Below are 18,441 nucleotides of genomic sequence, written 5' to 3'. Positions count from 1 at the left end.
ACTGATCTGGTTTTGCGAATACTGATATTGATGATACTAACGGCCCACCGGCCTGTTGAGGAACCTGTAAAACGGAAAGGCTCATTGAAGCCGTATATTTTCTGGAGGTTCATCAGGCGCGGAACTCATCGAGGCGCGGGAATAAAATCCCATTCAGACGCCGGATAGATTCAAGCAAGCCAATTTATCGTCAAAATCGGTGTTGCAAAAACGGGAGTGACCATAGATTCCGTTTTCCAAGCGGACCCCTTCCTGAGAGGATAGTGGACACCAAATATGGTGGACGCTATCCATGAAATCATTAACCGCAGTGCGTAAAAAAAGCCCTAATTATCCCGTTGAGTTCAAAATCAAAATGGTTGAACTCTCGCATCGACCAGAGATCTCCGTAGCGCAACTCGCTCGTGAGCATGGGATCAACGATAATTTGCTGTTCAAGTGGCGCCAGTACTGGCGCGAAGGAAAACTACGTCCTCCTTCAACAACAGAAAACAACGTGCCTGAGCTGCTCCCGATAACACTTGATGCCGAAGATGTTGTCCCTACAACCTCCCCCCGGTCACAACCTGTAGCTGCTGCGGCACCTGAATCACTCAATATCAGCTGTGAAGTAACGTTCCGGCACGGATCACTCCGTCTGAATGGTGCCATCAGCGAAAATATCCTGAACCTGCTGATACGGGAGCTCAAACGTTGATCCCATTACCATCAGGGACAAAGATCTGGCTGGTCGCTGGCATCACCGATATGAGAAACGGCTTCAACGGCCTGGCGGCAAAGGTGCAGACGACGCTGAAAGACGATCCGATGTCAGGTCACGTTTTTATCTTCCGTGGGCGTAATGGCAGTCAGATAAAGCTCCTCTGGTCTACCGGCGATGGACTGTGTCTGCTGACCAAACGGCTGGAGCGCGGCCGCTTCGCCTGGCCGTCAGCCCGGGATGGCAAAGTGTTCCTCACACCGGCACAGCTGGCGATGCTCCTTGAAGGTATCGACTGGCGGCAGCCTAAAAGACTGCTTACGTCCCTGACTATGTTGTAAGCCTCTTTATCCTGGTCGACGCTGAATGAGCCTGGTAATATACCCGGTATGAGCAGCTCACTTCCTGACGATATCAATGCACTGAAACGTCTCCTTGCCGAACAGGAGGCGCTGAACCGTGCCCTGCTGGAAAAGCTGAACGAGCGTGAACGCGAAATAGACCATCTGCAGGCACAGCTGGATAAGCTGCGCCGGATGAACTTCGGCAGCCGCTCCGAAAAAGTCTCCCGTCGTATCGCACAGATGGAAGCTGACCTGAAGGCACTTCAGAAAGAAAGTGATACCCTTACCGGCCGGGTTGACGACCCGGCCGTGCAGCGCCCGCTGCGTCAAACCCGCACCCGCAAACCGTTCCCCGAATCACTCCCCCGCGATGAAAAACGACTACTGCCGGCAGCGTCATGCTGCCCGGAATGTGGAGGCTCGCTGAGCTATCTGGGTGAGGATGCCGCCGAACAGCTGGAGCTGATGCGCAACGCCTTCCGGGTTATCCGGACTGTACGTGAAAAGCATGCCTGTACTCAGTGCGATGCCATCGTGCAGGCCCCCGCGCCTTCACGGCCCATCGAGCGGGGTATCGCAGGACCGGGGCTGCTGGCCCGCGTGCTGATCTCAAAGTATGCAGAGCACACCCCGCTGTACCGCCAGTCTGAAATATACGGCCGCCAGGGCGTGGAGCTGAGTCGTTCACTGCTGTCGGGCTGGGTGGATGCATGCTGCCGGCTACTGTCACCGCTGGAAGAAGCGCTTCAGGACTATGTGCTGACTGACGGTAAGCTCCATGCTGATGACACGCCTGTCCCGGTGCTGTTGCCAGGCAATAAGAAAACGAAGACCGGGCGGTTATGGACCTACGTTCGTGACGACCGTAACGCCGGGTCAACGCTGGCGCCGGCGGTGTGGTTAGCTTACAGCCCGGACAGAAAAGGCATCCATCCGCAGACCCATCTTGCGGGGTTCAGTGGTGTACTGCAGGCGGATGCATACGCTGGGTTCAACGAGCTGTACCGGGATGGTCGGATAACGGAAGCCGCCTGTTGGGCTCACGCCCGCCGTAAAATCCACGATGTGCACGTTCGCACCCCGTCAGCCCTGACGGAGGAAGCGCTGAAACGGATCGGCGAACTGTACGCCATCGAGGCAGAGATAAGGGGAATGACGGCGGAGCAGCGCCTTGCCGAACGTCAGTTGAAAACGAAACCGCGGCTGAAATCCCTGGAAAGCTGGCTGCGTGAAAAGATGAAAACCCTGTCGCGACACTCAGAACTGGCGAAAGCGTTCGCATACGCCCTGAACCAGTGGCCGGCGCTGACGTACTATGCAGATGATGGCTGGGCTGAGGCGGACAATAACATCGCTGAAAATGCGCTGCGGATGGTCAGTCTGGGCCGCAAAAACTACCTGTTCTTCGGTTCGGATCATGGAGGAGAGCGGGGAGCGCTGCTGTACAGCCTGATCGGGACGTGCAAACTGAACGGAGTGGAGCCAGAAAGCTACCTCCGCTATGTCCTTGACGTCATAGCCGACTGGCCGATAAACCGGGTCGGCGAACTGCTCCCCTGGCGCGTAGCACTGCCGACTGAATAACACATCCCCGTCAATACGGTTCTTGCTGCACGCTTACCAATAATCTCTCTTTTCCTCTCCTGAGATCCGAAAAATACCAAACCCGGAATGGCTCCGGGTCTGATCATGATGATGGTATAACAACCGGCTGAACTTAATGGGGGATAATAAGGAAAGGTTCGGCTCCGGGACCGAGCTTGCAGAGGACAGGACTGTTGTTTGCTCTTGCATTCTGGAAGGCGGACGTCACATCGCCAAACGATCCAAGCCACTGCGCGTTACCTGTGGTACGGAATCGCATGATTTCTGATAGTGAATTAATTCTGCGGGCATTACTGAACAGACGGTGCTTAGTCAGCAGATCATGCTTTTCCGGAGACAACAGCTGAATCAGCTGCTCAACGGTATCAATCTTCGTATTAATGTAGGCAATCGCATCCTGCGGCGTATTGACCTGATAAGCCTTCCACAACGGTTCGTTATGCGCAACCCGGTTACGGTATTCGCGTATCGTTTTGACCTGATCCCGGGCCGTGGATAGTGTTTTCGCACCGCTTTGCGAGGGCCATTGTCCCTTAAAGACTTGAGTTATCATGGTATTCCAGAATAGACCCGGCCCCAGCAACTCGTCACTCATTGCAAATTCCCAGGTGGAAAAATCGGTGCTGGCAACAACTTCTTCATGAGTGGGAGCGTGATTTCGCTTGTGATAACGGAGGAATTTTTCTTTCCTTGCATAGTCAGCTGCTCTAACAAAATTGTCTTTCATCGCCTTAACCTCGAAAGGCGGTACATGGCCTGCGACGGGGGCATAACTTTTATACTTAACCCCTCTCCACCACCGAGGGCCTGCAAAGGCGATGAATGCACTATCAATAGCATTTCGTAGGGTAATTTCAGCGGCGCTCAGCAGCGGATAGAGTTCACCACCCAGCGTCTGATTCCAGATATAAATCCCCACCATTTCCCGGTCAGTCAGTCTCCCGAACACTCTTTGGTAGCTGTACATTCTTTTCTGTGTGAAGATCCTGTCCATTAGATCTGGCTGGTAAGCCACACTATCCGGCATATATTTTCCTTGTTCTGGCTATGCAGTTGCCAGTGTTGACTTGACACCTTTGCCCGTAACCTATACTATTTTGCTCAGGTTGGTGAAAGGAACCAATGGCCTCCGGGTGTAAGACCTTTCATGAAGACCGCAGATTTTGACCCCGGCTTAAGTCGGGGTTTTTGCTTTTATAAACACTCTATAGACGGACATTATTCGCCCTCTCTCTTCCACCATTTCTCCGATGCGCTGCCTATCTCTCAAAAGAGCTGCACACCCTTCATCCTGATTGTACATTCGATAATCCTTAAAATTAATTGCCTGACATTGACTGCAGGCTCTTCAGTACATACTGGTCCACACAAGCTGACAGGTGGGAAGCCACCTGATCAGGCGAGATTGGATTCCCTTCCTCTTCGTGTCCGCTGGAGTACATATGAAATTCTGTGATGCCTGAGAGAAAACAGAATCCCATCTCATATTTTCCAGTCAGTGAATTACGTACCGCTTTACCGTAGACAGTACCGGGCAGGAATACTCTGCCCTCCAGTGCTGGAAAGGTCAGTGCGGCATCTTCCAGTGCATTTTCCCGATCCACTGATTTTGCCTGCATCCGCACTAGCCATGCCCCGTGCTGGTAATCCTCCGGTTGTACGACGGATACTGTGACGTTTTCTCCCCGGTAAACGAATTCGCGCGCCGGCGCAGGACGTGCCAGCAGACCGGTATCGGTAAGTACAGACTGCAGCCTGGCAAACTCAGTTTCGAACGCCTTCAGCGAAATGCCAAACTCATTCTCTATCCGGGTGGGGACAGGCAGTTCTGCCGGTAAATCCGACAAGGCAAAGTCGCATCCTGTCAGGTAATAGTTAATTCGGGGCAGCATCCGACGGGCCGGGGTGGATGCATCGAGATCTTCAGGCATGGACTCCAGTCGCCAGCCGTTCTGTTGTATGTCTGCAGCCAGACGGGAGAGAGCCTGTTTTGCAGCAGACAGTTCAGAAAAATCCGTGCCTTCAGAGTTCAACATGTCCCGAATTTTATGCAGCTGATTAAGCACATCCCTAAACTGGGTGGCAATGGTCATTGTCAGATCAGAGGCAGTTAAGATCTTCGTCTCTGTCATGAAAGGCAATTTGCGGTGCTGGGCAAGGTACTGCCAGCAGAGAGTAATATACTGTGTTGCATTCAGGCCTAGCTCCCGCAGAATCGCGTCTCCCGTATCCTTAAGGTTGTCATCTATCTTTATATTGATAGCGGCCATCATTTTATCTCCATTATCACGAATATTGTTATAGTAATCACCTATTGGTCGTGTAGTCAATTTTCTACACAAGAATTTTATGTAATTAAAATGTAGTTTTTGGTTCCCTTCGCTCTTTTTCATCGCAGATCCGAAAAAAGCTAGTTCCGGATCTTCGATCCTTACCACCCCGCCCTGAACTCTGTAACCGCAACATGTGCCATTCTGTCATCGGCGGTTTCTTCTATATGTTGTGTTCTTCCCTTTTTCCCTGACCCGCCGCCCAGGGCCGGAAAAGACCGCTTCGCTTATTCCCTGACCGTGGTACACTTCCGGAAATCCCTGAATACAGCAAAAATCGGATCACATGAAAACAGCCATCCGGTAATTTAATACCGTGTTTATATGGCTACATATTATTTCAGTATGTGAAATTCATTTTTGTGAAAGTCACTTTCTCAACAGAGTCGCACTCATCTGGCGATGATTGAGGTGTGGTAAAATTGCACTGCTAACTATTTAACTGAGGAAAGGACATGTTTACTGCATTCAATGAGAGAAATGATTTCAGTTATGCTTTTGAAAAAATCCGTAATGCGATTTCCGCGCCAGGAGAAAATAATGTTTATGCTGCAACAGAATTAGGTCTTGGCATTCTGCTCCGTAAATACGAGCAGTTTCGCCGGGAGCTGGATGCGGCCGGTGAGCTGGGAAACTGGGAATATGATCTCGATACCTACAATCACTGTATTGCGGTGCTGCAACGTTACTTCACCGGCAATCCATCCGGGCTCACAGAACGTGATGCCCGGATTTACAGCCATTACCTGCTGACTGAGCACAAAGGCTTTGTGAAGCTGGCTGAAGAACTGGCTGCCGACCGCTGAATACATACAGAAGGCGGGATTTCCGGATAAGGTACCGAACCGGGGCTGTTAAAAGATTCAGGAGCTGAAATGAAAAAGGGAAAAACGTTAGAACCGGGGCTGCTGGCCAGCGACAGCGACTGGCACAATAATGCCTGCCTGAATTACATGCCGGATCATGGTACAGCTTACACCGAAGGTTACAGGCGAGCTGCTGATATTCTGATTAACCACATTGATGAATCCGGGCGGGACCAGGATTTTCTGGTTTATCCGGTGTTGTTTCTCTACCGACATCACTTGGAGCTCCTTATCAAACAAATTATCGGACTGGCCCTTGCACTGGCAGAAGACCCGGATAAACACCAGTACAAAAAAGATGACCATAACCTGAATAATCTATGGCCGCTGGCACAAAAGCTGATCCTGGAAGTTGATGACAGCTACCGGCCTTCCGATTTTAAAATCGTCAAAGAGGTGGTTAAAGCTCTTCACCAGGCTGATGAAAGGGCGACAGATTTCCGTTATGCCCGGAGAAATGACGGCACCCGGAGCCTTGAAGGAATTCATTACGTCAACACCCGCCGCTTTGGGGAAAAAATGGGAGAGGCTTCCGATTTACTTGACGGGGTCGACAACGGCCTCCGGTACCTGCTGGACTGTAAAGCCGAATGGAATCAAATTCTGGACAGCTTCTGACAGCCAGAAACGGCGCGAAAAATCCATCAGACTTACCTGAACAACTAATGATACTGAGATACCGATCATGACTGGCCTCATACCTTCAGCTACTTCTCAGGGCTCAATGGCCGCCCTGCCAGTGACCATCGACTATCCCGCAGCACTGGCCTTACGGCAGATGGCGCTCGTTCAGGACGAACTACCGAAATACCTGCTGGCGCCGGAAGTGAGCGCCCTGCTCCACTATGTGCCCGATCTGCACCGTAAGATGCTGCTGGCCACCCTCTGGAATACGGGCGCCCGCATTAACGAGGCACTGGCGCTTACTCGAGGGGATTTTTCGCTGGCGCCACCGTACCCGTTCGTACAGCTGGCCACCCTCAAGCAGCGCGCGGAGAAAGCGGCCAGAACGGCAGGACGGGCCCCAGCCGGCAGTCAGGCTCACCGGCTGGTTCCGCTCTCCGATCACCAGTACGTCAGCCAGTTGGAGATGATGGTGGCCACCCTGAAAATTCCGCTGGAGCGCCGTAATAAACGCACCGGCAGAACCGAGAAGGCACGGATCTGGGAAATCACAGACAGGACGGTCAGGACCTGGATAAATGAAGCAGTTGAAGCGGCTGCTGCCGACGGGGTGACATTTTCGGTACCGGTAACCCCGCACACATTCCGGCATTCTTACGCGATGCATATGCTGTATGCCGGTATTCCGCTGAAGGTGCTGCAGAGTCTCATGGGGCACAAGAGCATCAGCTCGACGGAGGTCTATACGAAGGTGTTTGCGCTCGATGTGGCCGCACGACACCGGGTACAGTTTCAGATGCCGGAGACGGATGCGGTGGCCATGCTGAAAGGGTCTGTGTGAGTCCTTTGATAACGGCCTGACGCGCCCGGCGGGCTTGCTCAACCCCTCGTCTGCTCAAAAACAAGTTTTGAACAGACGACGCGTTCTGAAAGAGAAGCGGTAACTTCAGCCCGCTTCTGTCGGGGGAAAAGGAGATTATCAGGCGGACGGGTATACTCAGTGGCGGATTTGCGCCAGTTCTTCCTCTGTCAGACCGGTTGCTTCCAGCACGGATTCATGAGTCATCCCCATTTTCAGCAGACTGCGGGCAACTTCGAGCTTGCCTTCCAGCTTGCCTTCATTACGACCTTCCTGCCTGCCCTGCTGGAGGCCCTGACGGAGGCCTTTCTCAATACCCTTTTGTTCAAGCTGTTGTGCGATGGTCATAAGAGCATCTCCGTGTTGCGGCACACGCAGTGCCAGTTCGCGAACAAAGGCTTCGGCGTCGGATGTTTCGCCTGCCTGCACTATATAGTGTACCAGCGATATTACCTGGGATGAAGACAGATATCCGGTCAGCAAAATAGGGGCCAGACGGTCAACCAATTCTGCAAGATCCCTCTGATGAATATGCTTCTGCAGTAAGGTCAGGGCGGCCATACTGCGATGGCCAGCGATTTCATCATCCGGAATGACGGTAACGTCAACCAGCGGGAACGCACTGCTGTAGAGGGTACCCGCCAGTGCCGGATCATCAAACTCATCCAGCCAGCGGGTGGAGTACGGATACGGGCTGCGTTTACCGGTATAAAACAGTACTGGTATCACCAGTGGCAGTTTTTTATGTCCTGCCTCCAGGTGGCGCTGCATAGCGGCCACCGCATAGCGTATCAGGCGGAAAGCCATATGTTTGTCCGGTGTTGACTGATGTTCGACCAGAACATGAATATAGCCGTCGCCGGCTGTGGTTTTCAGGCTGTAAAGCACATCGCTGAAGTACTGGCGGAGATCATCCTCTACGAACGAGCCGGACTCCAGTTTCAGCGTGCTCAGATCGCAGATGGCACGCAGCTCTGCCGGCAGATGCAGTTCCATAAAATCCCTGGCAATGTCTGGTTGTGTCAGAAACTGGCGGAATGTCGCATCGTGGGGAGTTGGCGTAGTATTTTTCTTTTTCATCAGTCCATGCTCTGAAAAATGACCCGGTCATAGTATCACAGGCAATAAATGCTAACATTGGCGGGGAATGGAATTGCAATTCCTTCTGGGGGCAGTGCCGGGGTGGTTCTGTCCCCTCCTTCCTTTTTATGTTCACTCAGCCAGGCTGGAAGTTATCTGAACTCCGACACTATATTACAGCCGTCATGCTATGAAGAAATCTTGCTGGTGATATTTAACTGGTCAGATAATTAATGGCCTCACTTATGTGGTCACTACAGTTGTGGAGTCCGGACCCGAGCTGGTACTACAGAGGTATACCTGAATGTGACTGGCTGACGCGCCCGCCGGGCTTGTCCAACCCCTCCCCTGTTCAGAAACAAGTTCTGAACAGACTCACGGTTTGCAATGTGGGTCAACAAAAATAAATACGATCACCAAAAATATTTTCTGGACACTTTTTCCGATAGTGCTGAAATGTACAGGACGGATAGCATTTTTTGTATGTTGTCGGAATGTATCTGTGGAGGGTGAACGTCAATAGGTTAGACATGGACAGGAATGGCTGTATGTCTAATGACGCGGGGAATTAAATGAGAGATCGCCAGCACTCACTGACGGATGATGTCAACCGAGCGCGACCTGAACATTGGTATCATTTGATACCAATGTTCAGCAAGATAAAACGCGGATAATGGGGAGCAAGGCGCTAAATGTAGTTTTCATTGGTATCAAATGATGCTAATAAATTTTTCATCATGGTCGTTGGACAGAATGAGCAGTACGTCCAATGTGAATGAGAGAAACACTAATATGGTAGAATTATGACATTGTTACCAGACAAGACAGCCCGGATGGCATTATGATGAAGAAGACACTTGAAGAAAGATTTGAAGCACTTGAACAAGACTACCACGCTGTCATCTCGACAAAGTATATGGGAAGAAGCGCGTTAGGCCATGGAAGCCAGGAATATATTGATTCAGCAAAAGGTAATAACTGGATTGCGAGAGTAAAGAAATTACTTGAAGACAGTTATGGAAAGGAATCTGATTACTATAAAGATTTTAATGATACAAAAAAGATCGCTTGGTCTAGTAATTATCAGAGTCTGGTGAGACATTATAAACCTATTTTTGATGCAGCCAGAGAAGATTTAGCACATTCTGTCACTACCCCAACAGTTATTAAAGATAAATCAGAACTGGATTTGATAATAAATATCCTCAATAAATTCCCTGCTTTTTGTCGTCAATTAAAGAAACGATACAATGACAGAACGCCGCTTGAAATTAATGACGAGTATGATGTGCAGGATCTTGTTCATGCGCTTCTGTTGCTGCATTTTGATGATGTCAGACCAGAAGAGGCTTCGCCAAGTTATGCTGGCTCTTCCTCCAGACAGGACTTTCTATTGAAGAAGGAAAAGATAGTTATTGAGGTGAAGAAAACTCGTAGGTCTCTGGGCACAGGTAAAATTGGAGAGGAACTGATCATCGATATGGCCCGTTACCGCGCACACCCGGACTGCGACACGTTGGTCTGTTTTGTTTACGACCCTGATGGCTGGGTGAATAACCCGAAAGGCGTGATCGGCGATCTCGAGGGCGGAGATGCTGAAGGAAAGACAAAAGTGGTGATAGCTCAGTTCTGATTTTCACTATGCTGGACAGAATAACCTGAATGTCTAGGTGACTCGGGAATTAAACTTGGGGCATAAAAAAGGCCGCTTACGCGACCTTTCCTGATTTACTGTTTTGGAATAGGGGGGGCAGACGAAAAAATAGAGACACTTTCTTTTCCTTTTAGCATAAAAGGCTTTGTACCCAGCGCCCAAAGTGAATCGATGTTTCTTAAATAAGTAACTACTCTGTGATGTTTATCATTTATCAATCCGAGAACCTCTGTCTGATGTGGGGCATCAGGAGGAAATCCTGGTGAGCGATCAAACATCCCTACCTCTACTGGCCAAAAATCTCCATAAGTGGATTGATCGCAAATATTTTGTAATTGTTTTTCGTAATCTTTTATATCGGGGATTCCACCGAAATAGAATTTCGCCGCGACAATTACTGTAAGGGTCCCCTTTCTCTCACCAATAAATTGTACAGGTGAAAGTAATCCAGCCATGTAAATGTTTTCGATTACGTTAATGATTCGCTCATCATGATCTTCATCCCAGATGACTGAAAAATCATGCAATTGGGGTAAGTCAACAGGTGTACGGGTAACATCGAGCCATTCTACAGTTCTGAATATTGAATAATGGGTTCCGCGCCCCAGATTGCCGATGGGATGCTGTTCGTCATAAAGGCATGAAAGTAAGGTAGAATATTGATTTATTTGAGAATTCATGGATAAATACTCCGATTTCGTCAGATTAGGTGGTTTTCACTCCACGATGGGTAAGCTTTCGGCCCACTCAATGTTCATTTTTGAAAGTAACATACCTGTGCTTTTTATCAATAAATAACTTTGGACAATATTGGCTGTACGTCCCGGCTGGCGCGGGAGTTAACGGAAAGGCGGATTACAGGCGAAAAAAAACCGACTGGTGAGGTCGGTTTTTTTACTTTGGTCTGAGTTGGTGACTCAGGCCGTTATGAGAAACTTTCAATCTAACGACTCTATGTTATTACCTTAAGGGTAATTTCGCAAGCGGTAGGCTGGTACTTCGGTTTAGGGACTGTATAATCAGCTCGTTAGCTCTTGACTGATTTTCTCCCACAGGCTTGCGTACGCGCATGAACAATTTCAAGTCCTGGCCTGATGTACGAGTGGTGTCGTTATCAGGTGCTCAGGCCGGGGTGGGAAACTTTCAATCTAACACACTGAAGAAACCGGTGTGACAGGCAAGTGTAAGAGTAAGCGCCGGTTGTCTCGCCTCCCTGAAGGGAGAGAACGGATGATTAACCTGTTAATCATTGTTCTGCGTGCTGTAGTCGCGCTGTCAAACGCGCTGATTGCGGTACTGGAGCTGATCCGCCAGTTCATCGACTGATGAACCCGGAAACGTAACTAAGGCCGGGGGGCAACCACTCCTCGGCCTTTAACATTTATGGTCAGAATTACCTGGACGTCCAGGCTGGCGCGTGTATCTTCAAATCTTCTTAGAGAAAATTCCGTAGATACTCATAATTAAACCCAGAAGTCCAAAAATCATTGTCAATGCAAAGGACATTCCATCAAGCCGGTTATCCACTTCAAAATTTGAGGCTAAATTAGTAAAAGCGATTAAAGCGGAGGTAATGATGAAAGCAATTCCTATCCTTATAAATTCATTTTTTCTCATTAAAGACCCCTTCCTGTAATTGTCGCTTTATAGCTATTGCGCTTTTATTTAGTCTGATCTACTTGCTGATTTTTCAGTTCGGGCGACGCGAATCCATTAGCTAGGCTCCACAACCCAAATTCCACAATCATAAGCGATAGCCTCATGATGACGGTTAATTAGCCAGAACGTCCATGCAACAAAGCGACTATTTCCACGATAGATGGTTTTATTCCCTTCTATCATGACAGCATAACGAGGTCTCTTGCTCATAGTTCTATCCCTTATGTTGTGGTCAGAAAAACCTGGACGTCCGGGTTGTGCATGACTGACTATGATTTGGTAACTTTTAAACAAACTGAGATAGCAATAACAACAAAGAAAGTCAAAACTAATACCCAGTTTGATGGTGTTGCGTATAACCCATTAACTATTTTGTAACATGTTAACAGCGTGGAAAATGCAACTAACAGTACAATCACTGTTTTAAGTAACCAGGATAAATTATCACTACGGCTTTTCTTGGCCTGTTTTTTTTCTTTATCGTCAGCGAGTTTTATCATTTGCTGAATTTTTTTTTCGTGATCCATGTTCATAGTGCTTTCCTCGGTATTAACAAGATAACAAGATAACAAGATAACAAGATAACAAGATGCTATCTTGTTATCTTTGTTTTGCTTCTGCAATTAGTCGTGATATCTCTGTTTTTGAAAGTGTTTTTAATGCTTCTACCGCAGCCCTGACGACATCAGAACGATTTACTCTGCCTTTACCTGAAACCATCTCTGCCGTTATAAGGTCATCAATGTCTTTTAGGTTTTCTTCAAAAAAGGAAATACTCACTGGTTTTGCTTTGCTTACAACCGATGATTTATCTGATGACTTTTTGGCATTATCAAGACCTGCCGTGCCACCGTTAATAAATGCTGCCTCGTTACGAGGTGGAGTGTTTGCTCTATTTCTCACAGAATCACCTCTTTAACTAACGATTCGATTTCTTGCTGTGCTTTATCATTTTGCGTTTCAAAAATTGTCATTGATTCGGCCCAGGCATCTCGATGTGCTTTACGATCACATACACGGGAGTTAGCCAGATGCATTTCCGGGTAATCCTTGAGTACGTCAGCTGCCTGATTGGCTTCATTAACAAACATGTTTGTGGGAGTCATGTTTAAAACGAGATATCCCCGAACATCCTCATTAAAATCTTTTGCTGCTGTAAAAACGGAGCATGTATGAGGCACAACATCCAGGTCCATCTGAGAAGGACGTAAAGGAGAAATGAATACATCTGCGGCCATCAATCCACTACGCATTTCTGCACTATCACGGCCTGCACAGTCTGCAATGACAAAATCATAGGATTTTTCGTGTTCCTTTAACATTGCTTTGATGTTGCCTGTTGCGCCTGTAACCGGAATATGGGGGAGATCTTCAGGACGGTTGTTGTACCAGGTTAATACTGATTTCTGGTCATCTGCGTCAACAATAATCACGCGATTACCTAATGACATCAGATATGCGGCTATTGATACCGCGAGTGTACTTTTACCAACACCACCTTTTTGACTACCTAATACAATTATCATTATAGCCTCATATTAAGTTGTTAAGTTAATAACTTAATATTGCCACCCGAACACGGATTACGCAAATATTTTATTATGTTAATAACTTAGTAAATTGTTAACTATTTGATTTATATCTTGATTAAGATAACAAGATAACAAGATAACAAGATAATAAGATAACAAGATAATAAGATAACAAAATGGTAAGGTCGTAGGGTGGAATAGATATTCATAACCGGGCTACTGGCAAATCTGTCCATCTGGTGGTGTACGCAGGGGAAAGCATTTCTCTTTTCATTTGCCATTCAGGAGCAATGCCTCGTCCCGCAAACCACACTTTTCCCAGGCCTGAATGGTTAATACCGTCCACGACTTTCATCAGCTGATTGCTGTTGCTTCGGGGCTGAGTATCGTCAAACAGGTTCAGTTGCGAAACCCCGGTAGGAGTGAAATCATTGAGCATGCAACCCGCTTTTGCATATCGATGGCCATTCACCCAGATCCGATCCAGTGCTTTCACCGCTGCTGCTATGATGTCCCTGGTATCCTGCGTGGGAGTCATCAGCTTATCACTGGCCACATTCCCGTAATACGGTTCGTTCACCGCGAACGGTGACGTCTTCACAAATACAGCAATATGCCTGCAGAACTGTCGCTCGCCGCGCAGCTTTTCAGCTGCACGCTCAGCATACTGGCAGACTGCCTGCCGCATAGCTTCATACGTCGTGACACGCTCTCCAAAGGACCGGCTGCAGACAATCTGCTGTTTTGGCGGCGGAGCTTCTTCAAGCGAAATACAGCTTTCTCCGTTGAGTTCCCGGACGGTTCTCTCCAGCACAACGCTGAAATTCTTCCTGATAAATACAGGGTTCGCGCGCGCCAGCTGCAGTGCAGTTGTTATCCCCATTGTGCTCAGTTTCTTTGAGATCCTGCGGCCAACCCCCCAGATTTCGTCTACTGGCTGCAGTGACAACAGTTTCTCCGTTCGTTTTGGATTGCCAGTAGTCAGGGCAAGCACGCCCCCAAACTGCCGCCATTCCTTAGACGCCCATTGTGCGCTTTTAGCCAGTGTTTTGGTCGGCCCCATTCCGACGCCGATGGTCAGGCCCGTGCCGGAACGAACGTGCTCACGTAGCTGCCGGCCGAAAACCTCGAAATCGATGCAGCTGTCAATACCCCGCACGTCAAGAAACATCTCGTCAATCGAGTACTGCTCAACGCGTGGCGCCAGCGCTTCCAGATGAACCATGACCCTGTTCGACATCGATGCGTATAGTGCGTAATTACTGGAGAAGGCGATGACCGGCTCCGGAAATTTCACCGATTTCAGCTGAAACCACGGCACCCCCATTTTTATGCCCAGCCGTTTCGCTTCAGCGCTGCGCGCGATTACACAACCATCATTGTTACTCAGGACCACCACAGGCCTGTCACGCAAATCGGGGCGAAATACTTTCTCGCAGCTCGCGTAAAAGCTGTTAACGTCAGCCAGAGCGAACATCAGTCTGTGCCCCGGGTTTTGTGTATAAACGCCGTCACCACCCCGAAAATCTGCAGTTCTTCCGGATAAAGCGTGGGGTAGGCCGGGTTCATCGGCAGCAGGGCGACACGGGGCTTCAGCTGCAGACGCTTAACGGTGAATTCACCATCTGTTTCCGCGATAACGATATCCCCGTGCATGGGTTTCTCTGCTTTGTCGACAACCATTAAATCGCCGGAATGCAGACCCATATCCCGCATCGAATCCCCGATAGCCCTGACGAAGAACGTTGCAGCCGGACGCCGGATACAGTAGGCGTTAAGGTCCAGCTCTTCTTCTGTGTAGTCTGCGGCCGGCGACGGAAAACCCGCCGGGCAACGTTCGGTGAACAGCGGGGCAGTGGACTGCACCGGCTCCTGTTCGGGGGCGACAAAAAGTAACATGGCATACCTCTCAAAACACCTGTTTGCATATACAGTATTATTTAAGATATTTCCTGTCCTGCAAGTAAAATTTTACCGTTTCCGGTCAGGTAACTGTTCTGTCTGGAAAAACAGATGTCAGGTTATCCACAGAATCGGTTAATAACCCTGTGGAGGACCGGCGCAGAACTGTTGGTATGTCATCTGCTCCCTATCTGGTGTTTTCCCTTCCCACAAATCCTCTGATCACCACGGCCATTCCTGCCCGCCAGTAGCTGACTGCCACCCGCTGCCAGTGTGCCGCGTCCGGACGGACACGGGACGGGCGTCTTTATCGCTCAGACCCGGCGTCGGTGTGATTGTACGCCATGCCCTCGCCATCAAAGGCGCGCCCTTCAAGCCGCTTTCGCGGCATATCCTGGCCGTCGAAACAACTGACGGCTGCGGTATTCCACGGTCGGCGTTGACCCGTTACCGGACGCGACGAACAGGCAGCGTGCGGCAGGGAACGGTATCGCGGTGATGCCTCCTGCTCACCCTGACTGTGTAAGGAGCTTCCCATGCCGAACTGGTGTGCCAACCGACTGATGTTCAGTGGTATTCAAAACAGTGATGCCCTCAAAACGTGGATTGCCGGAGGTGAGTTGTCCCTGCATCGCCGCGCCAGAAAAGAAGGTATCCAGCTTTTCCTGGCAGGCTGCGCGGGAATACTGCGCCCCCTGACAGAGCAACGTTACCCGCCATACTCGCTGCTGGTTTCTTACGGTGCGGCTGCAGACAACCGGCCTTCAGCGCAGGCATACAGCGACTGGCTGGCGATGTTTATGGCCGGAGCTGTGCTGGATGTGGAGACCTGCCAGACGCTGCATCAGTGCTGGCTGGACAGCCATATTGCCCATGCCCGCTGGGACACCCTCAGTGAACCGGAGAAGTCGGTCATCCGTCAGTTGTACCAGCAAAAGTCTTTCGACTGGGGGGACAGTTTCCGGCCTGCGCCGGTGGATGAATGGTGGGACAGCCTGTGCGACGCCGGTTCCGCCGTACCTGCTGCCGAACCAATGGATTTCCGCGACCTGATGCCGACGCGCCTGGATATTGAAGTGAACGGCTTCAACGGTGGTCTGCTGACGGGTGTCCCGTCGTCATATGACCACTATCTGACCCGGTACGGTTGCAAGTGGCCAGTTGGCTATGAGGCAAATATCTGTTTCGCCGGAGAGAACACGCTGACAGTGGATTTTGACACCCCCTGGAGTCCGGTTGGCGAAGACGTTGTGGCTGAACTCAGTCAGCGGTATGGCAGTGAGGTGGAGCACTGGTTTGCGGAGCAGGGCTGCAATTACTGCGGTTATGCCCGGTACGTCAGTGGCGAAACGGACGTGTACATCACTGACGAGCTGGAGTGGGGTGAAGCTGACCCGGACGATGAGGACAATTTCCCGGACGTAACCGGCCCGGAGTGGATTATCAACAACGTGGCGCATTTTGGCGGCTGACCGGAGGCGGGCGGGAAACCGCCCGGAATAACATGGAATTAAATCTGAATACCTGGCTTGTTGGCCTGAGTGTCGATGTCGATGGCACTGAAATGATGGTGTATTACCTGGTTTCCGCGAGTGACCTGGCGCAGGCCGAAGCGGGTGTCATGGAAATGGGGCGCACCTGGTGGCCATCGCTGCAACGCGAGGATGACCGGCATCGGTGGAAATATGCAGCAGGCGTGGTCTGGTTCAACAGCATCATTCTGCTCGATGACGTGGAAAACAACATCCTGCGCGGGCTGAAGTTCCTTGATGCGTGGAACGTGACCGGTACAACGGATGCGCCGGTACTGTGCGACGAGTGGGACAATGACTGGCGGGATATCACCCGCTGACGGAATGCCGGGCAGGCCGACTGCCCGGTACTTCAGGCTGGAATAATGATGTCGCGCTGCTCCTCATCCATGCCGCGCAATGCGCGGGGATATCCACTGCCCGGAGCCAGTGTGCCGCGCCCGGACGGACACGGGACGGGCGGCGTTTCCGCTCCTGTCCGGCGTCGCTGTAATTTTACGCCATCCACTCGCCTTTTAAGGAGCGCCCTTCAAGCCGCTTTCGCGGCATATCCTTGCCGTCGAAAAAACTGACGGCTGCGGTATTCCACGGTCAGCTTGACCCGTTACCGGTCGCGGCGTACAGGCTCCGGGCAGCAGGGAACGGACGTCGTACCGACGTCCTCCTGGGTGCCCCCTGTAACCACGAGGTGTCCCTATGTCCCGTTTTATCCTGGGTAACTGCGTCGATATTATGTCCGGCTTTCCGGATCGCGCCGTTGATTTCATCCTCACCGATCCCCCGTATCTTGTCGGGTTCCGTGACCGTTCCGGGCGCAGTATTGCCGGTGACAAAACCGACGAATGGCTGCAACCCGCCTGCAATGAGATGTACCGCGTCCTGAAAAAAGACGCACTGATGGTGAGCTTTTACGGCTGGAACCGCGTCGATCGTTTCATGGCCGCGTGGAAAAGTGCCGGGTTCAGCGTGGTCGGGCATCTGGTTTTCACCAAAACCTACTCGTCGAAATCGGCCTATGTCGGCTACCGCCATGAATGCGCCTATATCCTGGCGAAAGGCCGCCCGGCCCTGCCGCCGGACCCGTTACCGGACGTCCTGGGCTGGAAATACAGCGGCAACCGCCACCACCCGACCGAAAAACCTGTTACCAGTCTGCAACCGTTGATCGAGAGCTTCACACACCCGAACGCCATTGTTCTCGATCCGTTTGCCGGTTCCGGCTCCACTTGTGTCGCCGCCGTCCAGGCAGGACGCCGATATATCGGTATTGAGCTGATGGAGCAGTACCACAAAGCCGGGATTACCCGCCTGTCAGCCGTGCAGCGCGCCATGCAGCGCCCGGCCGCCAACGATGTCTTTTATCCGGAGGCCGCGTGATGAACTATGCCGGACACGAAAAACTCCGCGCAGACGTGGCGGAGCTGGCCAACAGCATGAGTGACCTGCGTGATGCGCTGAACGACATGCAGCACCGTTATCGCTTTGATTCCGACGTACTGACCGAACGCCTGGCCCGTCAGACGCTTTTCCGCATCAATGCCCTGTTTATGGCGGCGTACAACGAAATGCTTGAGCTGGATACCTGCTTTAAGGACTAAGCAACTGTCTTGAGCGATAAAATTATGGAGCTACATGATGGTACGACTCATTCCATTCTTCGTTCTTTCTGAGCATTGCATTCAGGATGGTCAGCAGTTTACGCATACAGGCAACCAGCGCTACTTTTTTGGGTTTTCCTGCTGCAACCAGCCGGG

At 50.6% G+C, this 18,441-nt stretch carries 22 protein-coding genes and 2 pseudogenes; 13 read left to right on the top strand and 11 right to left on the bottom strand.

Features of this window, described 5'->3' with window-relative positions:
* Positions 1-292 precede the first annotated feature (292 nt).
* Genes B9P82_RS27055 through B9P82_RS27045 form a run of 3 tightly spaced genes read left to right on the top strand, consistent with a single transcriptional unit; the run spans position 293 to position 2,628 of the window.
* Positions 293-697: an IS66-like element accessory protein TnpA gene (locus B9P82_RS27055; RefSeq protein ID WP_004196883.1), complete on the top strand. Its 405-nt coding sequence runs from the start codon at positions 293-295 to the stop codon at positions 695-697.
* Entirely contained in the window at positions 694-1,041 is a 348-nt protein-coding gene (gene tnpB / locus B9P82_RS27050; RefSeq protein ID WP_004196919.1) for an IS66 family insertion sequence element accessory protein TnpB, read from the top strand. Before B9P82_RS27055 ends, tnpB begins: the two co-directional genes overlap by 4 nt.
* Before the next feature lie 48 nt (positions 1,042-1,089).
* Positions 1,090-2,628, top strand: a complete 1,539-nt coding sequence (locus tag B9P82_RS27045; RefSeq protein WP_101701357.1) for an IS66-like element ISEc22 family transposase — start codon at positions 1,090-1,092, stop codon at positions 2,626-2,628.
* A gap of 133 nt (positions 2,629-2,761) precedes the next feature.
* On the opposite strand, the gene B9P82_RS27040 is transcribed toward B9P82_RS27045, so the two are convergent.
* On the bottom strand, positions 2,762-3,676 hold the full coding sequence (locus B9P82_RS27040) for an Abi family protein (protein WP_101701356.1): 915 nt from the start codon (positions 3,674-3,676) through the stop codon (positions 2,762-2,764).
* A gap of 292 nt (positions 3,677-3,968) precedes the next feature.
* Positions 3,969-4,922 carry a type II toxin-antitoxin system RelB/DinJ family antitoxin gene (locus B9P82_RS27035; protein WP_168188476.1) on the bottom strand — a complete coding sequence of 318 codons (954 nt, stop codon included), beginning with the start codon at positions 4,920-4,922 and terminating at the stop codon, positions 3,969-3,971.
* A 512-nt stretch (positions 4,923-5,434) separates the two neighbouring features.
* Between B9P82_RS27035 and B9P82_RS27030 the strand changes: the two genes are divergently transcribed.
* The 3 genes from B9P82_RS27030 (at position 5,435) to B9P82_RS27020 (ending at position 7,310) form a co-directional block, all read left to right on the top strand.
* A complete protein-coding gene (locus B9P82_RS27030; RefSeq protein WP_101701354.1) occupies positions 5,435-5,785 on the top strand; it encodes a hypothetical protein in 351 nt (116 codons plus the stop codon).
* 69 nt (positions 5,786-5,854) lie between these two features.
* Positions 5,855-6,463, top strand: coding sequence for a hypothetical protein (locus tag B9P82_RS27025; RefSeq protein ID WP_000715519.1), 609 nt, complete (start codon positions 5,855-5,857; stop codon positions 6,461-6,463).
* 67 nt (positions 6,464-6,530) lie between these two features.
* Positions 6,531-7,310 carry a site-specific integrase gene (locus B9P82_RS27020; RefSeq protein WP_101701353.1) on the top strand — a complete coding sequence of 260 codons (780 nt, stop codon included), beginning with the start codon at positions 6,531-6,533 and terminating at the stop codon, positions 7,308-7,310.
* A gap of 156 nt (positions 7,311-7,466) precedes the next feature.
* On the opposite strand, the gene B9P82_RS27015 is transcribed toward B9P82_RS27020, so the two are convergent.
* Positions 7,467-8,408, bottom strand: a complete 942-nt coding sequence (locus B9P82_RS27015; RefSeq protein ID WP_101701352.1) for an Rpn family recombination-promoting nuclease/putative transposase — start codon at positions 8,406-8,408, stop codon at positions 7,467-7,469.
* Positions 8,409-9,249: 841 nt separating this feature from the next.
* Between B9P82_RS27015 and B9P82_RS27010 the strand changes: the two genes are divergently transcribed.
* A complete protein-coding gene (locus tag B9P82_RS27010; RefSeq protein WP_101701351.1) occupies positions 9,250-10,041 on the top strand; it encodes a PD-(D/E)XK nuclease domain-containing protein in 792 nt (263 codons plus the stop codon).
* Between the two features lie 95 nt (positions 10,042-10,136).
* Here B9P82_RS27010 and B9P82_RS27005 read toward each other — a convergent pair whose 3' ends face one another.
* Positions 10,137-10,742, bottom strand: a complete 606-nt coding sequence (locus tag B9P82_RS27005) for a hypothetical protein (protein WP_101701350.1) — start codon at positions 10,740-10,742, stop codon at positions 10,137-10,139.
* 550 nt (positions 10,743-11,292) lie between these two features.
* Here B9P82_RS27005 and dqlB point away from each other — a divergent pair.
* Positions 11,293-11,388: a DinQ-like type I toxin DqlB gene (gene dqlB, locus B9P82_RS29330; RefSeq protein ID WP_024169118.1), complete on the top strand. Its 96-nt coding sequence runs from the start codon at positions 11,293-11,295 to the stop codon at positions 11,386-11,388.
* Positions 11,389-11,487: 99 nt separating this feature from the next.
* Here dqlB and B9P82_RS27000 read toward each other — a convergent pair whose 3' ends face one another.
* The 6 genes from B9P82_RS27000 to umuD all read right to left on the bottom strand — a co-directional run bounded on the left by B9P82_RS27000 (position 11,488) and on the right by umuD (position 15,152).
* The gene (locus B9P82_RS27000) at positions 11,488-11,679 is read right to left on the bottom strand and encodes a hypothetical protein (RefSeq protein WP_101701349.1); all 192 of its coding nucleotides are present in this window, start codon (positions 11,677-11,679) and stop codon (positions 11,488-11,490) included.
* Positions 11,680-11,990: 311 nt separating this feature from the next.
* Complete coding sequence (locus tag B9P82_RS26995) at positions 11,991-12,254, bottom strand: hypothetical protein (protein WP_101701348.1); 264 nt, start codon at positions 12,252-12,254, stop codon at positions 11,991-11,993.
* A gap of 67 nt (positions 12,255-12,321) precedes the next feature.
* Positions 12,322-12,624, bottom strand: coding sequence for a ribbon-helix-helix domain-containing protein (locus B9P82_RS28755; protein ID WP_210405006.1), 303 nt, complete (start codon positions 12,622-12,624; stop codon positions 12,322-12,324).
* Positions 12,621-13,247: a ParA family plasmid-partitioning AAA ATPase gene (locus B9P82_RS26985; RefSeq protein ID WP_101701347.1), complete on the bottom strand. Its 627-nt coding sequence runs from the start codon at positions 13,245-13,247 to the stop codon at positions 12,621-12,623. The genes B9P82_RS28755 and B9P82_RS26985 overlap by 4 nt, the downstream gene beginning before the upstream one ends.
* Before the next feature lie 211 nt (positions 13,248-13,458).
* A complete protein-coding gene (locus tag B9P82_RS26980) occupies positions 13,459-14,730 on the bottom strand; it encodes a Y-family DNA polymerase (protein WP_101701346.1) in 1,272 nt (423 codons plus the stop codon).
* Positions 14,730-15,152 carry a translesion error-prone DNA polymerase V autoproteolytic subunit gene (gene umuD, locus B9P82_RS26975; RefSeq protein ID WP_101701345.1) on the bottom strand — a complete coding sequence of 141 codons (423 nt, stop codon included), beginning with the start codon at positions 15,150-15,152 and terminating at the stop codon, positions 14,730-14,732. Before umuD ends, B9P82_RS26980 begins: the two co-directional genes overlap by 1 nt.
* Before the next feature lie 254 nt (positions 15,153-15,406).
* On the opposite strand from umuD, the pseudogene B9P82_RS26970 reads away from it, so the two are divergent.
* From B9P82_RS26970 to B9P82_RS26950, 5 genes and pseudogenes are all read left to right on the top strand, one after another.
* Positions 15,407-15,654: pseudogene (locus B9P82_RS26970) on the top strand (hypothetical protein).
* A gap of 37 nt (positions 15,655-15,691) precedes the next feature.
* Positions 15,692-16,627: a DUF1281 domain-containing protein gene (locus B9P82_RS26965; RefSeq protein WP_101701344.1), complete on the top strand. Its 936-nt coding sequence runs from the start codon at positions 15,692-15,694 to the stop codon at positions 16,625-16,627.
* 32 nt (positions 16,628-16,659) lie between these two features.
* Positions 16,660-17,007, top strand: coding sequence for a hypothetical protein (locus tag B9P82_RS26960; RefSeq protein ID WP_101701343.1), 348 nt, complete (start codon positions 16,660-16,662; stop codon positions 17,005-17,007).
* A gap of 376 nt (positions 17,008-17,383) precedes the next feature.
* Positions 17,384-18,064, top strand: a complete 681-nt coding sequence (locus B9P82_RS26955) for a DNA methylase (protein ID WP_101701342.1) — start codon at positions 17,384-17,386, stop codon at positions 18,062-18,064.
* Entirely contained in the window at positions 18,064-18,285 is a 222-nt protein-coding gene (locus B9P82_RS26950; protein WP_101701341.1) for a hypothetical protein, read from the top strand. Before B9P82_RS26955 ends, B9P82_RS26950 begins: the two co-directional genes overlap by 1 nt.
* Positions 18,286-18,307: 22 nt before the next feature.
* On the opposite strand, the pseudogene B9P82_RS26945 reads toward B9P82_RS26950, so the two are convergent.
* Positions 18,308-18,441 (bottom strand): annotated as a pseudogene (locus B9P82_RS26945) (IS110 family transposase); the annotation flags it as partial.

This window comes from Citrobacter sp. L55 (assembly GCF_002850715.1).
GTDB classification, from domain to species: domain Bacteria; phylum Pseudomonadota; class Gammaproteobacteria; order Enterobacterales; family Enterobacteriaceae; genus Citrobacter; species Citrobacter braakii.
This window is presented reverse-complemented; position numbering and strand designations above follow the sequence as displayed.

Excerpts from the sequence above, each read along its gene's own strand:
- B9P82_RS27015 (WP_101701352.1), bottom strand. The coding sequence starts at position 8,408 with ATGAAAAAGAAAAATACTACGCCAACTCCCCACGATGCGACATTCCGC.
- B9P82_RS26965 (WP_101701344.1), top strand. The coding sequence starts at position 15,692 with ATGCCGAACTGGTGTGCCAACCGACTGATGTTCAGTGGTATTCAAAAC.
- umuD (WP_101701345.1), bottom strand. The coding sequence starts at position 15,152 with ATGTTACTTTTTGTCGCCCCCGAACAGGAGCCGGTGCAGTCCACTGCC.
- B9P82_RS27055 (WP_004196883.1), top strand. The coding sequence starts at position 293 with ATGAAATCATTAACCGCAGTGCGTAAAAAAAGCCCTAATTATCCCGTT.
- B9P82_RS26995 (WP_101701348.1), bottom strand. The coding sequence starts at position 12,254 with ATGAACATGGATCACGAAAAAAAAATTCAGCAAATGATAAAACTCGCT.
- B9P82_RS26950 (WP_101701341.1), top strand. The coding sequence starts at position 18,064 with ATGAACTATGCCGGACACGAAAAACTCCGCGCAGACGTGGCGGAGCTG.
- B9P82_RS27005 (WP_101701350.1), bottom strand. The coding sequence starts at position 10,742 with ATGAATTCTCAAATAAATCAATATTCTACCTTACTTTCATGCCTTTAT.
- B9P82_RS26985 (WP_101701347.1), bottom strand. The coding sequence starts at position 13,247 with ATGATAATTGTATTAGGTAGTCAAAAAGGTGGTGTTGGTAAAAGTACA.
- B9P82_RS27020 (WP_101701353.1), top strand. The coding sequence starts at position 6,531 with ATGACTGGCCTCATACCTTCAGCTACTTCTCAGGGCTCAATGGCCGCC.
- dqlB (WP_024169118.1), top strand. The coding sequence starts at position 11,293 with ATGATTAACCTGTTAATCATTGTTCTGCGTGCTGTAGTCGCGCTGTCA.
- B9P82_RS27035 (WP_168188476.1), bottom strand. The coding sequence starts at position 4,922 with ATGATGGCCGCTATCAATATAAAGATAGATGACAACCTTAAGGATACG.
- B9P82_RS26960 (WP_101701343.1), top strand. The coding sequence starts at position 16,660 with ATGGAATTAAATCTGAATACCTGGCTTGTTGGCCTGAGTGTCGATGTC.
- B9P82_RS27030 (WP_101701354.1), top strand. The coding sequence starts at position 5,435 with ATGTTTACTGCATTCAATGAGAGAAATGATTTCAGTTATGCTTTTGAA.
- B9P82_RS27010 (WP_101701351.1), top strand. The coding sequence starts at position 9,250 with ATGATGAAGAAGACACTTGAAGAAAGATTTGAAGCACTTGAACAAGAC.
- B9P82_RS27045 (WP_101701357.1), top strand. The coding sequence starts at position 1,090 with ATGAGCAGCTCACTTCCTGACGATATCAATGCACTGAAACGTCTCCTT.
- B9P82_RS26955 (WP_101701342.1), top strand. The coding sequence starts at position 17,384 with ATGTCCCGTTTTATCCTGGGTAACTGCGTCGATATTATGTCCGGCTTT.
- B9P82_RS26980 (WP_101701346.1), bottom strand. The coding sequence starts at position 14,730 with ATGTTCGCTCTGGCTGACGTTAACAGCTTTTACGCGAGCTGCGAGAAA.
- B9P82_RS27025 (WP_000715519.1), top strand. The coding sequence starts at position 5,855 with ATGAAAAAGGGAAAAACGTTAGAACCGGGGCTGCTGGCCAGCGACAGC.
- B9P82_RS27040 (WP_101701356.1), bottom strand. The coding sequence starts at position 3,676 with ATGCCGGATAGTGTGGCTTACCAGCCAGATCTAATGGACAGGATCTTC.
- B9P82_RS27000 (WP_101701349.1), bottom strand. The coding sequence starts at position 11,679 with ATGAGAAAAAATGAATTTATAAGGATAGGAATTGCTTTCATCATTACC.